Here is a 15,703-nt window from a genome sequence, read left to right as displayed (position 1 = left end):
ATTGGGTTGGGGTATAGCCAGGGTGAAACTGGTCTTGGCGATGTCAATACCGACATAGATGGTGTTCATAGGCGTAGTTGATTAAGGCGTTTACCGCTGATGCTTATCGATTCTTTATTCGGGCTTTATGCCCCACGAACTGTTCAAGCTGGCGGTTGAAAACCTCCGTCGGCGACTCGCATTCCGAGCGGTCTTGGTGACCCTTGACAAAAGATAGTCTACCGACGGAGGCACTCAAAAGGACTGCTACAAACATAGAATGACAAAAACGGGATAACAAAAAAACAACGCTATAGAATCCCTTAAGCCATTTGTGCTTGAGTACTTATAATCCCTTAGCCTTTACAAAATGACCATGAATAAAATCGGTTTATTAGTCCTCTTTGCCCTTCTCGGCTTTAGGGTTTCGGCTCAGGACAAAAACTTTTACATCTTCCTCTGCTTCGGCCAGTCGAACATGGAGGGCAACGCCAAAATAGAACCGCAGGATACGGTCAATGTGAACAGTCGGTTTCAGGTACTGGAAGCCGTGGATTGCCCCAGCCTGAATCGAAAAATGGGCCAGTGGTATACGGCCGTTCCACCCTTGTGCCGCTGCCGGACCGGACTAACACCTGCCGATTACTTTGGTCGCGAACTGGTCGCGAATCTGCCCGAAAAGGTTCGAATAGGGGTCATCAATGTAGCTGTAGGCGGTTGTAAAATCGAACTGTTCGATAAGGATCATTATGAGTCGTACACGACCAATGTACCGGGCTGGATGAAAAATTTCATCAACGAATACGGCGGAAACCCATACGCCCGACTGGTCGAGATGGCAAAACTGGCACAGAAAGATGGCGTCATCAAAGGGATTCTGCTGCATCAGGGCGAGTCGAATACGGGTGACACGCTGTGGACGAAAAAGGTGAAGGTTGTGTATGATAACCTGATGCACGACCTGAATCTGAAACCTAAGAAAGTGCCGCTGCTGGCGGGCCAAACGGTCAATGCCGATCAGGATGGCAAATGTGCGAGCATGAACAAGATCATTGCTACGTTACCGCAAACGATCAAAAATGCACACGTGATTTCATCGGCAGGCTGCACCGATTCGGCTGATAATCTACACTTCAATGCGGCTGGCTATCGGGAATTAGGAAAACGATACGCCACGCAAATGCTGACATTGCTGGGACATAAACCACTTGCCACGAATTAGAAAGGATGTTAGCTGACACGAATAATGGATAATTGCCTTTGTCATCCCGACGCTGGAGGGATCTTCGGTAATTAACTCTTTAATGGTTTCATCCGAAGATCCCTCCTGCGTCGGGATGACAAAGTCTCTGAATTTTTATAAACCCCACTGATATGAAGCGTTTTAATTCAATAAATAAAGTCATTTGGGCCGCATCAGCTGTCTGGTTGCTGGCAGCCCCCTTTGCCGTAGTCGCTCAGGAAATTATGCCGCTCTATCCAGGGGCTATTCCGAATGCAAAAGCATCTGACTTGCAGGAAACAGGAGCGACAACGGGTGTTTTGAAGGGGATTACAAAACCCACACTGGAGTACTACAAACCAAATCCTGCCAAAGCGTCGGGTACGGCAGTCGTTATTATTCCCGGTGGAGGGTATGGGGTTGTGGTCTATCAGGGGGAAGGGATAAACATTGCCAAAGCCTTCGCCGAGAAGGGTGTGGCGGCTTTCATTCTGAAATACCGCCTGCCCAGCGATGCCATCATGCCCGACAAGAAAATTGGTCCGTTGCAGGATGCCCAGCAGGCTATAAAACTGGTTCGCGAAAATGCTGAAAAGTGGGGTGTCGATAAATCCAGAATTGGCGTCATCGGCTTTTCGGCGGGTGGACATCTGGCATCGACAGTCGCTACGCATTTTGAAAAATCGTATATCGAAAACAGCCAAAACACCAGCCTGCGCCCCGATTTCCAGATGCTGGTCTACCCGGTCATCAGTATGCAGGACAGCCTGACACACGGGGGTTCGCACGACAATCTGTTGGGTAAAAACCCATCGCGGGCGGACGTTGAGCTATTTTCCAACGAGTTGCAAGTCCGGGCCAATACGCCACCTACCTACCTGACTCATGCGGCCGACGATAAACTGGTCGATGTTGACAACAGCATCGTCTATTTCGAAAAACTGAGGCATCTGAAAGTGCCGGTCGAAATGCATATCTATCCCAAAGGCGATCACGGATTTATTTTCCGGCACCCCGGCTGGATGGACCCCCTGTTTGCGTGGATGAAACAGAATAACTGGATCAAAGAATAGCTGTCTTTGTCATCCCGACGCAGGAGGGATCTTCGGACTATTCAATGGGCTTGTCCGAAGATCCCTCCTGCGTCGGGATGACAAAAAGCTATCCATGATTCGATTCGGGATAGTTTAAAAATTACCATCATAACCAAATTAGTAGAATGAGGCAACATCTTTTTAGTCTGGGGTTAATCCTACATCTGATTTCCTACACAATCGGATGGGCTCAGCCCACACCACCGCAACCCGTTGGACCGCTTCCGAGCGAAAACCAGTTGCGTTGGCAAAAGATGGAATATTATGCCTTCATCCATTTTTCGATAAATACCTATACCGACATGGCCTGGGGACTCGGCAACGAAGACCCAAAGCTGTTTAACCCGACTAAACTGGATTGCCGGCAGTGGGCTCGTATCTGCAAAGAGGCCGGTATGAAAGGCATTATTTTTACGGCCAAACACCATAGCGGATTTTGCCTCTGGCCCTCGAAATACACCGAATATTCCGTTAAAAATGTGCCCTGGCGAAATGGCAAAGCCGATATAGTGCGGGAACTGGCCGATGCTTGCAAAGAGTACGGCCTGAAATTCGGCGTTTACCTGTCGCCCTGGGATCGGAACCACCCCGACTACGGAAAGCCTGAATACATTACCTATTTCCGCAATCAGTTGACGGAACTCCTGACCAACTACGGGGACATTTTTGAAGTCTGGTTCGACGGGGCCAATGGTGGGTCGGGCTATTACGGAGGAGCCAACGAAACGCGGAAAATAGACGCCAAAACCTATTATGACTGGCCTAACACGTACAAACTCGTGCGTAAACTCCAGCCCAAAATTGTTATCTGGAACGACGGGGGCGACCGGGCCGACCTGCGCTGGGTGGGCACTGAAGCCGGGTACGTCGGCGAAACCAACTGGAGTCTATTACATGCTACCGGCGATGTGCCGGAGCAAATGCTTCGTCATGGGGTCGAAAATGGCAATGCCTGGGTACCGGGCGAAGTAAACACCTCCATTCGGCCGGAGTGGTTTTACCATGAGCGGGAAGACCGAAAAGTGAAAACGTTACCCCAACTGATGGATATTTATTACCATTCCATCGGTCGAAACGCTACGTTACTACTCAATTTCCCGATCATGCCCAATGGCTTGATTCACGAAAAAGACGAAAAAGCGGTTCAGGCGTTTGCCAAAGCGACCAAAGAAGCTTTTGCCGTGAATCTGGCCAAAAATGCCCGTGCCACAGCCTCGCAGGTACGCGGGGAAAATACGGCTTATGATGCCAGCAAAGCCATCGATGCCGATAAGGAAAGCTATTGGGCGACGGACGATGCGGCTCGTAGTGCATCGCTGACATTACAGTTTGCGAAACCCACGGCCTTCAATCGGTTTCTGGTGCAGGAGCCGATTCGATTGGGGCAACGGGTTAAAGCCTTTACGGTAGAAGCGTTTGTTGATGGGAACTGGAAAGAAATTGCCAAAGAAACGACCATTGGTTATAAACGCATCCTGCGATTTCCGACCGTCGAAGCCACGCAACTACGTCTGAACATTCTGGATGCCAAAGGTTGCCCGTTGATTTCAAATCTTGAAGTCTACAAAGCGCCCCTGATTCTGACGCCACCCGGCATCACGCGCGATCAGGCGGGTAACATACTCATCAAATCCGGTGATACTGAATCGGAACTATATTACACCCTCGACGGGAGTATGCCAACGGCAACGTCGAACCAATACACAGCTCCGGTAAAAACCAGCGCGGGTAAAGCCGACATAAAGGCAATTGCTTACAATCCATTCACGAAGCAAAGCAGCATCGTCAGTGAAGAGAAATTCGACATCGCCCGCAGTGCCTGGAAAATCCTGAGTACAGATGCTAAATCGGCCTATCATGTTCTGGATGGTAACCCCAGCACCTCTTGGCATCAGCCTAAAGGTCAAGCAATGCCAGCCGACCTGGTTATTGATCTGGGTAACGAAGAAACGCTGACTGGGTTTCGGTATCTACCCGCCCAGAACTGGTGGGAGGAGAGCAGCATCATTACCCACTATGAATTTGACGTCTCGACCGATAACAAAGACTGGAAGCGAGTTAGTGAGGGTGAATTCTCGAATATAAAGAACAGCCCGTTCTGGCAAACCAAAACCTTTGAACCCACAAAAGCCCGATACATTAAACTGCGCGCCCTGAAAAACACACAGGACGGCTCAGCATCGGGCTATGCGGAAGTGGATGTTATTACTCCGTGAATGAGTACAGTCTTTTTTGTCATCCCGAGGAACGAGGGATCTTCGGGCATAGGCGTTTTAGCATTTAGCGAAGATCCCTCGTTCCTCGGGATGACAAAAAATGAATTGACTCCTAAACCTTTATAAAGATGAATCAGCAACTAATCCACCGAGCAGGGCTTTTCTGGAGTCTGTTTGGTCTGTATCTGGGGGCGCTGGCCCAACAGCCGACTCCTGTAAAAGTAGTGGGTGGTCTGGTACAGGGAACGTCAGAAGATGGCTTGACCGTTTACAAAGGCATCCCATTTGCGGTTCCACCTGTGGGGGATCTTCGCTGGCGAGCCCCACAACCAGTAGCCAACTGGGAAGGGGTTCGACAGGCCGATAAGTTTGCCCCCGGTCCCATGCAGGGTGGCAATCCGCCATCGGGCAAAAGCGAAGATTGCCTATATCTGAACGTCTGGACACCCGCTAAGTCTTCGAGCGACCGTATTCCCGTACTCGTCTGGATTTATGGCGGAGGTTTTGCGGCCGGAGCTACTTCCGAACCAACCTATAGTGGCGAAAAGCTGGCTAAAAAAGGGGTAGTGCTGGTGAGTATCGCGTATCGGGTTGGCACGCTTGGTTTTCTGGCTCACCCGGAGCTAAGTGCCGAGAGCCCGAAGCATGTTTCTGGCAACTACGGTTTGCTCGATATGATTGCCGGACTCCAGTGGGTGCAGAAAAATATTGCAGCCTTTGGCGGTGACCCTAAAAAGGTGACGATTTTCGGCGAATCGGCGGGTGGCATTGCCGTGAGCATGTTATGCGCATCGCCAGAGGCCAAAGGGCTGTTTCAGGGAGCTATTTCGCAAAGCGGTGGGTCGTTCGGGCCACCACGCCCCACCACCTTTCCGGGCGAAAACATGAAACGTCTTCCCGATGCCGAAACGGTTGGACTGGCTTATGCTAAAACAGCAGGAGTTTCATCGATTGACGATCTGCGAAAAATAACCGCCGATAAACTTCCGCCGGGCCGTGGCTGGCCCATTATCGACGGTTGGGTAATTCCCGACGATCAGCATAAACTTTACGAAGCAGGCAAGTATAACCACACGCCCATTCTGGTTGGCTACAACTCGGATGAGGGTGCCAGTTTTTCACCGCCCAAAACGCCCGATGACTACATTCAGGGGGTACAGAAACGTTACGGCCAGTTTGCCGATGACCTGATTAAAGCCTATCCGGTGGGCACAGACGTTGTTCCGAAAACCGCCCGCGACCTGATGCGCGATGCTGCCTTTGGCTGGCATACCTGGAGTTGGGCAAGGCTTCAGGCTAAAACCAGTAAATCGAAGGTGTTCTACTACTATTTCGACCAGCATCCCGATTACCCTGCCGATTCGCCAAAGCATGGCTATGGGTCGGGGCATGGGCAGGAAGTTGCCTACGTTTTTGAACACCTCAACCCCTCGAACCCGCAAACCACTAAAACTGATCTGGCCATTTCGGATGCGATGGGAACATATTGGACCAACTTCGCCAAGTACGGCGACCCGAATGGCAAAGGCGTACCAAATTGGCCAGCCTTCAACGAAGCAAATCCGGTTGTCATGTACTTCAGCCAGACGCCACACACGGGACCCGTACCGAGTGCCGACGCATTGAAAACACTGGATACCTATTTTCAGTGGCGACGAACCCCCGATGGCGAAGCGTGGGCCAAATAGCTCTGATTATCAGTATTTTTTATCGTTCCTCGGAATGAAAAAAATGAATTAACTCCTAAATCTTTATAAAAATGAACCAACAACTAATCCGTCGAATAGGGCTGTTTTGGAGCCTGTTTGGCCTGTATCTAGGGGCACTCGGCCAGCCGCCCCGTGGCCCGCTGGTGGTGTCGCCCCAGGTGAACGCCGACAAGTCGGTTACGTTCCAGTATCTGGCTCCGCAGGCCAAAGACGTGCAATTAAGCGCACAGTTTGAGAAAGGTCCCGTGCCTATGACCAAAGATGCGCAGGGTATCTGGAGCGTCACGGTCGGCCCGGTCAAGCCCGACATTTATCCGTATAGTTTTCGGGTCGACGGTGTTACGGTCATGGACCCGGCCAATGTCGCCTTCTTCCCCAACGAGCGGTTCAAAGCCAGCCTGGTCGATGTGCCGGGCGATACGCCCCTGATCCACGCCATGCGCGATGTACCCCACGGCTCCATCAATTACGAGTATTACCCGTCGATAGCGGGCACAACGGGTTCGCTGGTTGTCTATACGCCACCGGGCTATGACCAGAATCCCAAACAGAAATACCCCGTTTACTACCTCATCGGTGGAACGACCGACACCGAAGAAACCTTTTTCAAAGTCGGCAAAACCAACCTGATTCTCGATAATCTGATTGCGGAAGGCAAAGCCAAACCGATGATTATCGTGATGCCCTATGGCAACATTGCTGCACGGATAGCCGAGCAAAAGGGCGGTCCGAAACCTGCTGACCCAACCGTTCGGGATGGGGCCGATGCCGTCAAACGTGCCAACGATTTCACCGAGGATCTGGTCTCCAACGTGATTCCCTACACCGAGAAAGCGTATCGGGCTATCCCGAACCGGGAGAACCGGGCCATTGGCGGGTTTTCGCGCGGGGGCGGTCAAACGCTCCGAACCGCCTTTCACAACATGGACAAATTTGCGTGGGTATGTGCCTACAGTTCGTACCTGTCGCCCCAGGAGATGGATGGTAATTTCAGCCAGATCGTGAATAAACCCGACCTGACCAACAAGCAACTCAAACTGCTGTGGGTGAGCGTAGGAAGCGATGATTTTCTGTATAAGGGTACGGTGGAGTTTATGGAGTATCTGAAGGCGAAAAAGGTGAACTACAAAAGCCTGATTACCGACGGGGGCCATACCTGGATGAATGTCAAAACCTACGTTGCCGCCACCACGCCTTTACTTTTCCGCTAACATGAATATGCTGTCATCTCGTTTTTGTCATCCCGACGAAGGAGGGATCTTCGGGTGAGGCTAAAAAAACTCCGGCTACCCGAAGATCCCTCCTTCCTCGGGATGACAAAAACCGGATGACAAAACTAAAATCTAACAATTTGATTATGAGTAGTTTGATGTAATAGACTTTCAAAGTTTAGCATACAATAGACTGAACCTTTGCCATGAAACATATCAACTATTTCTTATACGCTTTGCTTTTTTCTGCTAGTGCAGTATTGGCTCAGCAACGGCCACCCGCCATCAGTTCGCCCGATGTACACCCGGACCACAGCATCACGTTCCGGTATTTCTCCCGAAACGCCAAAAAAGTTATGCTGTCCGGCGAGTTTCTGAAAGCCCCGGTAGCCCTGACCAAAGACACATCGGGCATCTGGAGCGTAACGGTGCCGCCCGTCAAACCCGACATTTATCCGTACAGCTTTACGGTCGATAGTGTTCAACTGGCCGACCCAAACAACACCTACATTTTTGCCAACGAACGTTTTAAACGCAGCATCGTCGATGTGCCGGGCGATCAGCCGCTGGTGCATTCGCTCCAGAATGTACCCCACGGAAAAATCAGCTACCGCTACTACAAGTCGGGTACGCTGGGAACAACCCGTCAGTTGCTGGTGTATACGCCACCCGGTTTCAACCCGAACGGCAAGACCAAATACCCGGTGCTGTACCTGATTCATGGCGGTTCCGATACGGAAGAAACCTGGACAAAAGTAGGTCGCGCCAATCTGATTGCCGACAACCTGATTGCGCAGGGCAAAGCCAAACCCATGCTCATTGTGATGCCCTATGGCAATGTGCGTCCGGCTCCCATGCCCGACTTTACCAAAGACATGGTGAATGACATCATCCCGTTTGTGGAGGCCAACTACCCGGCCGACAAAGACAGCAAAAGTCGAGCGGTAGCCGGTTTCTCCGTCGGGGGTGGGCAAACGCTGAACATTGGCCTGACCAACACGGACAAATTCGCCTACATCTGCTCGTATGCGCCGTACACGGCTACGGAGGAGTTTCAGAAAAACTTCACCAACTGGTCGCCGGATGCGAATAAGATCAATAGCCAACTGAAATTATTCACCATCAGCGTGGGCACGGAGGACTTTCTATACGAACCCGTAAAAAAGAACATCGCCATGTTTGAAGAGAAGAAAATCAAGACGAAAAGCTACATCGTTCCCGGCGGCCATACCTGGATGAACTGCAAGCAGTACCTGGCGACTACGTTGCAGGAGCTGTTTAAGTAATGGATTTTTTGTCATTCCGCTTTTGTCATCCCGAGGAACGACCGGGCCGCCGGTGCGGGGACCTTCGGGTGAGGCTAAAAAACCTCCGGCTACCGAAGATCCCTCGTTCCTCGGGATGACAAAAATTCACTGACACATTAATTCTAACCAGTTTCAATCTCATTTCCCTAAACCAATAACAACATGATTACGAAACCATTAGCAATGCTGTTCGCAGCCACATTCACAAGCCTAGCCTGCCTGGCGCAGGGTAACCAACCGGCTATCGTTGAGGATTTTAAACCCTCGTCGTTGAACCAGCCGGGGCAGGAATACCCGCAGGTAAACTCGCAGGGCTACGCCCGATTCAAGATCAAGGCACCCAAAGCCGATAGTGTTCGGGTAAGCCTGGGACTGGGTGGACGCGGGGGAACCATCCTGACCAAAGGCGAAGACGGATTCTGGACGGGCACCACTGCCGGACCGATGGACGAAGGGTTTCATTACTACAACGTAACGATTGACGGCGGGAAATTTAACGACCCCGGTGCGTTGAACTTCTACGGCTCTGTGCGCTGGGAAAGTGGTATCGAAATACCCGCGCACGATCAGGACTTTTACGCCCTGAAAGATGTACCTCACGGAAATGTGCAGCAGATTCTCTTTCCGTCTAAAAGCACCAATACATCCCGTCGGGCTTTTGTCTACACACCACCGGGCTACGAAAAAGAGAAGTCAAAGAAATATCCGGTACTGTACCTGCAACACGGTTGGGGCGAAGACGAAACCGCGTGGAGCAATCAGGGACACGCCAACCTGATTATGGACAACCTGATTGCCGAAGGTAAAATCAAGCCGTTTATCATCGTAATGACCTACGGCATGACCAACGAAGTGAAGTTTGGCAAGATCAGAGAGTTTAAAATTGACCCGTTTCAGACGGTGATGGTCGATGAACTGATTCCGTATGTCGACGCCAATTTCCGCACCCTATCCAACCGCGATAATCGGGCCATGGCGGGTCTGTCGATGGGGGGTATGGAAACCAAAATGATCACGCTCAACAAGCCCGAGGTGTTTGGGTATTATGGCCTGTTGAGCGGGGGAGTCTATGCGCCCGAGGATTTCAAGGACAAGACAAAACCGAAGCTGGTTTTCATTAGCTGCGGTAGTAAAGAACGACCCGATGGGGTAAAGAAATCTGCCGACGATCTGAAAGCGGCTGGCTACAATGCCGTTTCGTACGTTTCCGACAAAACCGCCCACGAATTCCAGACCTGGCGTCGGAGCCTGCATGAGCTTGCCCCGTTACTGTTCAAAAACTAATCGCAGACGGATCATTCCCTTGACCTTCCCATGAAAAAAATACTTGCCTTATCCCTTTGTGTTGCTGCCCTGTGGTTGCAGGGCCATGCGCAAAATGCCGGAATGCCGGCTACAACCAATATCCCAGGGCAAAAATACCCACAGATTCTGCCCGACAACCGGGTGGTATTTCGGGTAAAAGCACCGGATGCTCACAAGCTGCAAATCGACTTGGGGAAAAAGTACGATATGGTGAAAGATTCCAGTGGTTTCTGGACCGTAACGACCGAACCAATCGTTGAAGGTTTCCATTACTACTCGCTCATTGCCGATGGTGTGGCCACCTGCGACCCATCCAGTCAAACCTTTTATGGCATGGGCCGCATGGCCAGTGGGATCGATATTCCCGACAAGGATATGGAATACTATCAGGCCAAAAATGTGCCGCATGGTCAGGTTCGTTCCGTGAATTACTATTCCGATATCACCAAAGCCTGGCGTAGAGCCAACGTCTACACTCCGCCTGGCTACGACGAAAGCCCGAAAAAGCGATACCCTGTTCTGTACCTGCAACACGGCGCGGGCGAAGATGAAACCGGCTGGCCCGGTCAGGGCAAAATGGATTTTATCCTCGACAACCTGATTGCCGAAGGCAAAGCGACACCCATGATCGTGGTGATGGAACGTGGGTATGCGACCGACCCTACAAAACCTGTCAGTACTACAGGGAATGGCCCTGGCTCGATGAATAGCAATGTTTTTCCCGAGGTGCTAGTCAAAGAAGTGATCCCAATGGTCGACAAAACCTTCCGCACACTGACCGACCGGGATAATCGGGCGATGGCCGGACTGTCGATGGGTGGGTTCCAGACCTTTCAGACCACAATGACCAACCTCGACAAATTTGCCTATATCGGTGGATTCAGTGGAGCAGGCCGTTTGCAGCCCGGAGCCGACATCAAACAACTCTACGACGGAGCCTGGGCCGATGCGGATGCGTTCAATAAAAAGGTGAAAGTAGTTTATGTCAGCATTGGTACCAAGGAGCCTGAGCGAATGTATACCGGCGTGAAGGGTTTTCATGAAGCATTGGAAAAAGCGGGCATCAGGCACGTGTATTACGAGTCGCCAGGTACGTCGCACGAATGGCAAACCTGGCGACGCTCACTTCGCCAGTACGCAAGCCTGATTTTCAAAAAATGATACTACTTAGAAAACGATAGACACGAATGAACCGATTTACCTTATTGATAGCGATTGTAGGCTTGTTCTGTGCCGACAGCTACGCCCAGAAAATCGAAAAAGAAATGCCCAAAGGCTTCGAGCAGGTGCGCTCGGGCATTGCCACGGGCAAATTGGATTCGATTCAGTACGAATCGAAAACCGTGGGTACGACCCGTAAAGCGTTGGTGTATACGCCACCGGGTTATTCAAAAAAGAAAAAATACCCCGTTCTGTATCTGTTGCACGGCATTGGCGGTGATGAAAAAGAATGGCTCAAGGGGGGAAACCCACCTGCAATCCTGGATAACTTATACGCTGAAGGAAAACTGGAGCCGATGATCGTGGTCATGCCCAATGGCCGGGCCATGAAAGATGACCGGGCCGTTGGCAATATCTTCGAAAAAGACAAAGTCGAAGCCTTCGCGACCTTCGAGAAAGACCTGCTCAATGACCTGATTCCGTTCATCGAAAAGAAATACTCAACCCTGACCGACCGCGAACACCGGGCCATTGCGGGGCTGTCTATGGGTGGCGGGCAGTCGCTGAATTTTGGGCTGGGCAATCTGGACAAATTTGCGTGGGTGGGCGGTTTCTCGTCGGCTCCCAACACCAGGCCCCCGCAGGAACTGGTGCCCAACCCGGCCGAGGCCAAAAAGAAACTGAAACTGCTCTGGATTTCGTGCGGTGATGCCGATGGCCTGATTACGTTCAGCAAGCGCACCCACGACTACCTGTATCAGAACGATGTGCCGCACATCTACTACATTGAGCCGGGTGTGCATGATTTCAAAGTATGGAAAAACGGGCTGTATATGTTCTCGCAGTTTCTGTTCAAGCCGGTTGATACGTCCACATTGACCAAATACACGATTCTGGGTACGCCAGCCTCCACCAACATGCGGAATGCCAAATACCCGCAGATTCTGCCCGACAATCGGGTTGTGTTTCGGGTAAAGGCACCCGATGCGCAGAAGGTTCAGGTCGATCTGGGCAAAAAGTACGACATGGTGAAAGATACAGCCGGTTTCTGGAACGTAACCACCGATTCCATCAGCCGGGGTTTTCATTACTATTCGTTACTGATCGACGGTCTGCCCGTAGCCGACCCCGCCAGCGAAACCTTCTACGGCATGAGTCGCATGGCCAGCGGCATCGAAATACCGGATAAAGACGAGGGGTATTATGCCTTGAAAGACGTGCCCCACGGCGATATTCGGATTAAACGCTACCTCTCGAAAGCCTCAAATTCCTGGCGCGAAATGTACGTCTACACCCCACCGGGGTATGATAAATCGACCGAGAAATATCCGGTGCTGTATCTGCTGCACGGCGGGGGAGAAGACCAACGCGGCTGGGCCACGCAGGGCAAAACAGGCCTAATTCTGGATAACCTGATTGCCGAAAACAAGGCCAAACCCATGCTGGTCGTGATGCTTGATGGCAACATGAATATGCAGGGTGGTCTGGCAGGTTTCAACGAAAACGTACTGAAATCTTTTGAAAACGAGCTGAAACAGGGCGCAATTCCTTTCGTGGAAAGCAATTTCCGGGTCGAAGCCGATGCAAAGAACCGGGCGTTGGCGGGCCTGTCGATGGGTGGTTTACAGACGCTCTATGCCGGTATCAAAAACACCAACATGTTCTCGAGCCTGGGTGTGTTCAGTTCGGGCTGGTTTGCCAACAATCCCAAGCTGTCGGACCCACAATACGCGTTCATGAAAGACAACGCCAGCACCATCAATACCCAGCTGAAACCGTTCTGGATTTCGATGGGCGGCAAGGAGGACATTGCCTACCAGAACTGCCAGATCATGATGAAGAAGTTCGATGAGATGGGCATCAAGTACCAGTATAGCGAATATGCCGGTGGGCATGCCTGGCCCGTTTGGCGGCACGATCTGTTTATGTACAGCCAGTTGCTGTTTAAGTAAAGGCACTATCAGGAAAATAGCTCAACTCGAAAAGCAATACCTTATGCTATCAAACAAATCAATAACCTCCCTAAGTACGGCACTTCTTTTGCTAATCAACGTCGCTACGGAGCAGGGGGGTGCTCTGGCGCAATCCATTCCGTCCTTAAGAGACGCGTTCAAAAACGATTTTGGCATCGGAACGGCACTCAACAACGCTCAGATTGAAGAACGGGACCCGCAGACGACGGAGTTTATTGCCCGGCAGTTCAACATGGCAACCCCCGAAAACATCATGAAATCGGCGCTGATCCATCCGAAGTGGGATACCTATAATTTTGAGTTGGCCGATAAACTGGTGGAGTTCGGTAAAAAGCACAAGATTAAAATCAATGGACACACGCTGATCTGGCACAGTCAGTTACCCATGTTTATTCGTGGCATAAAGAGTCAGGACTCGATTCGTACGTTCTTCACCGACCACATCAAAACCGTTGCCGGACGCTACGACGGGAAAATTCTCTCCTGGGATGTGGTCAACGAAGCCCTGAACGAAGATGGCACCATGCGGAAAACCGTATTCCTGCAACAGCTTGGCGATGATTACGTAACCGAAGCGTTCCGGCTGGCGCAGCAGGCTGCCCCCAAAACCGAGTTGTATTACAACGACTACAACAACGAACAGCCTGCCAAACGGGCCGGATGCATTGCGCTAATCAAAAAGATTCAGGCGGCTGGGGTTCGGATTGATGGGGTCGGTATTCAGGGACATTGGCATGTAGGAAACGTGCCGTTCAAAGACATCGAAGAAAGCATTGTTCAGTATGGGGCTCTGGGCCTAAAAGTTATGTTTACCGAACTGGATATTGAAGTGCTTCCCCGAAACTTTCAGGGGGCCGAAGTAAGTCAGCGAATGACCGCCAATGCCGAATCGAACCCATACACCAATGGACTGCCCGATACCGTGCAGCAGCAATTGGCGGCTGATTATGAGGCCCTTTTCAAGTTGTTCCTCAAGCATAAGGATAAAGTGACCAGGGTGACATTCTGGGGTGTAAACGATGGGCAGAGCTGGCTAAACAACTGGCCAGTCCGGGGCCGGACGAACTATCCGCTTTTATTTGACCGGAACAATCAACCCAAGCCTGCATTTTATAAAGTGTTGGCCGCCAGTAAGTAAGCCTTAAGCCATTGATTGTCATTAGTTGAGACCGTACGAAAAAGTCTTTTGGGCTTTCAATCAGGCTTTTCGTACGGTCTCAACCGATGGATTGGTCAGACTAGTCGATACCGCAAGTCATCAAACATACCATAAGCTCAAGAACTGTCATGTCAGCTTTCCTGAAAGTAGAATCGGTTGAATACAATGGCTTAACCCTATGCCATCTGGAAGATAATATTCTCTTCTGCATCGATGATGGAGCCATTATTGATTGGCTTAGCGAATTCGACTATCCCATCCATCTCTTATCGGAAGATAGTATCCATGCCGAAGTTGTTTATCGGGATGGGTTTCTTGACTTGGTGGTTATCTCGAATTATATGGGCGAGACCAACAAAGGATTGACGGTTGGCGTTTGGCTGGACTTTATTCAGCATCAAAGCGACCTTAGTAATTTGGGCAGGCCCTACGAAGGCAAGTTTGTCAATAGCTACCTGGATCTGTGGAAGGCGATTGGCAGGCAGTTGCAGGAACTTCAGAAGTCCATGAATTTGCCACCGATCTACTTTGCGCTTACCGACGGAGAGTTCTTTAAACCGCATTTTCGTTACGCCTGAAAACGCGTATATTGGTTAGACCATTCGTTTCTGACTCGATGTGGTCTGCTCAGCAAAACGATACCTTGATCGATTCAAACGGATACGGGGGGAATCGGTTTAATCCTAAACACCTATACAGCGTATCCATGAAAACGTTGATCCTGTTTGCTGCACTCCTGACTAGTTTAACGGCTACCCGGCCCAGTCTGGCTTCGGCTCCCCCGGCTCCTGTGCCCTGCAAAATGAGTAATGGCCAGCCACGGCCGTTTCCCTGTGAGTTTCAAATTCACACGCTCTATTTTCTGGGGAAAAATCAGGAAATCGTCGGGAAGGTTACTCCCACAGCTACGTCCGTAAAGCTACCCAAAAGCAAGGCGGTCAAAACCATCCACTCCTCCAGCGGTGACTCATACCTATACAACGTATCCGTCAGTTTTAGCCGCATCAATACCCCCAGTTTTTCGCCCAAACCCAACCCCATACCTAATCCGCCACTACTGACGGGATTTTACGAAATCGGAACCTCTACGGTAAGTAGTCCCATTTCACCGGGCGAAGTAGTCGTGGTCAAAAAAGTGGATGTCAGTCCCAAACTACCAGCGCCGGGTACTCGGCCCAATCGGGTTAGTTTTACGATTCAGTTGAATTATTCATCCGGTGCGAATGCCGTTCTGGTAGCCCCGGTGCAATATGTTCAGATCAAAAACCCCATCACCTTTGCGAAATTTCCAAATACTATAAACCTGTATCGCGACCATTCAGAAGCCTGGCTTGCTTTCAACCTTCAGGTTGATCAAACGAAATAAG

Annotated in this window: 12 protein-coding genes; all 12 read left to right on the top strand. The window is 50.8% G+C overall.

Annotated features, from left to right (window positions below):
• Positions 1 to 349 precede the first annotated feature (349 nt).
• The 12 genes from B153_RS0126525 (at position 350) to B153_RS0126470 (ending at position 15,702) form a co-directional block, all read left to right on the top strand.
• Complete coding sequence (locus B153_RS0126525) at positions 350 to 1,201, top strand: sialate O-acetylesterase (RefSeq protein ID WP_020599784.1); 852 nt, start codon at positions 350 to 352, stop codon at positions 1,199 to 1,201.
• Positions 1,202 to 1,353: 152 nt separating this feature from the next.
• A complete protein-coding gene (locus B153_RS0126520) occupies positions 1,354 to 2,274 on the top strand; it encodes an alpha/beta hydrolase (RefSeq protein ID WP_020599783.1) in 921 nt (306 codons plus the stop codon).
• A 146-nt stretch (positions 2,275 to 2,420) separates the two neighbouring features.
• A complete protein-coding gene (locus B153_RS0126515; RefSeq protein ID WP_040762127.1) occupies positions 2,421 to 4,511 on the top strand; it encodes an alpha-L-fucosidase in 2,091 nt (696 codons plus the stop codon).
• Between the two features lie 128 nt (positions 4,512 to 4,639).
• Entirely contained in the window at positions 4,640 to 6,199 is a 1,560-nt protein-coding gene (locus tag B153_RS0126510; RefSeq protein WP_020599781.1) for a carboxylesterase/lipase family protein, read from the top strand.
• Positions 6,200 to 6,270: 71 nt separating this feature from the next.
• Positions 6,271 to 7,431: an esterase gene (locus tag B153_RS0126505; RefSeq protein WP_020599780.1), complete on the top strand. Its 1,161-nt coding sequence runs from the start codon at positions 6,271 to 6,273 to the stop codon at positions 7,429 to 7,431.
• A 206-nt stretch (positions 7,432 to 7,637) separates the two neighbouring features.
• A complete protein-coding gene (locus B153_RS0126500; RefSeq protein WP_020599779.1) occupies positions 7,638 to 8,717 on the top strand; it encodes an alpha/beta hydrolase in 1,080 nt (359 codons plus the stop codon).
• 183 nt (positions 8,718 to 8,900) lie between these two features.
• On the top strand, positions 8,901 to 10,022 hold the full coding sequence (locus B153_RS38380; protein ID WP_020599778.1) for an alpha/beta hydrolase-fold protein: 1,122 nt from the start codon (positions 8,901 to 8,903) through the stop codon (positions 10,020 to 10,022).
• A 30-nt stretch (positions 10,023 to 10,052) separates the two neighbouring features.
• Complete coding sequence (locus B153_RS38375; RefSeq protein ID WP_020599777.1) at positions 10,053 to 11,204, top strand: alpha/beta hydrolase-fold protein; 1,152 nt, start codon at positions 10,053 to 10,055, stop codon at positions 11,202 to 11,204.
• 26 nt (positions 11,205 to 11,230) lie between these two features.
• On the top strand, positions 11,231 to 13,156 hold the full coding sequence (locus tag B153_RS0126485) for an alpha/beta hydrolase-fold protein (RefSeq protein WP_020599776.1): 1,926 nt from the start codon (positions 11,231 to 11,233) through the stop codon (positions 13,154 to 13,156).
• Positions 13,157 to 13,199: 43 nt separating this feature from the next.
• A complete protein-coding gene (locus B153_RS0126480; RefSeq protein ID WP_026262474.1) occupies positions 13,200 to 14,315 on the top strand; it encodes an endo-1,4-beta-xylanase in 1,116 nt (371 codons plus the stop codon).
• Positions 14,316 to 14,464: 149 nt separating this feature from the next.
• Positions 14,465 to 14,914 carry a hypothetical protein gene (locus B153_RS0126475; protein WP_020599774.1) on the top strand — a complete coding sequence of 150 codons (450 nt, stop codon included), beginning with the start codon at positions 14,465 to 14,467 and terminating at the stop codon, positions 14,912 to 14,914.
• Between the two features lie 128 nt (positions 14,915 to 15,042).
• Positions 15,043 to 15,702, top strand: coding sequence for a hypothetical protein (locus B153_RS0126470; protein WP_157634879.1), 660 nt, complete (start codon positions 15,043 to 15,045; stop codon positions 15,700 to 15,702).
• Position 15,703 lies beyond the last annotated feature (1 nt).

The sequence above is a fragment of the Spirosoma panaciterrae DSM 21099 genome (genome assembly GCF_000374025.1).
GTDB classification, from domain to species: Bacteria; Bacteroidota; Bacteroidia; order Cytophagales; family Spirosomataceae; genus Spirosoma; species Spirosoma panaciterrae.
This window is presented reverse-complemented; position numbering and strand designations above follow the sequence as displayed.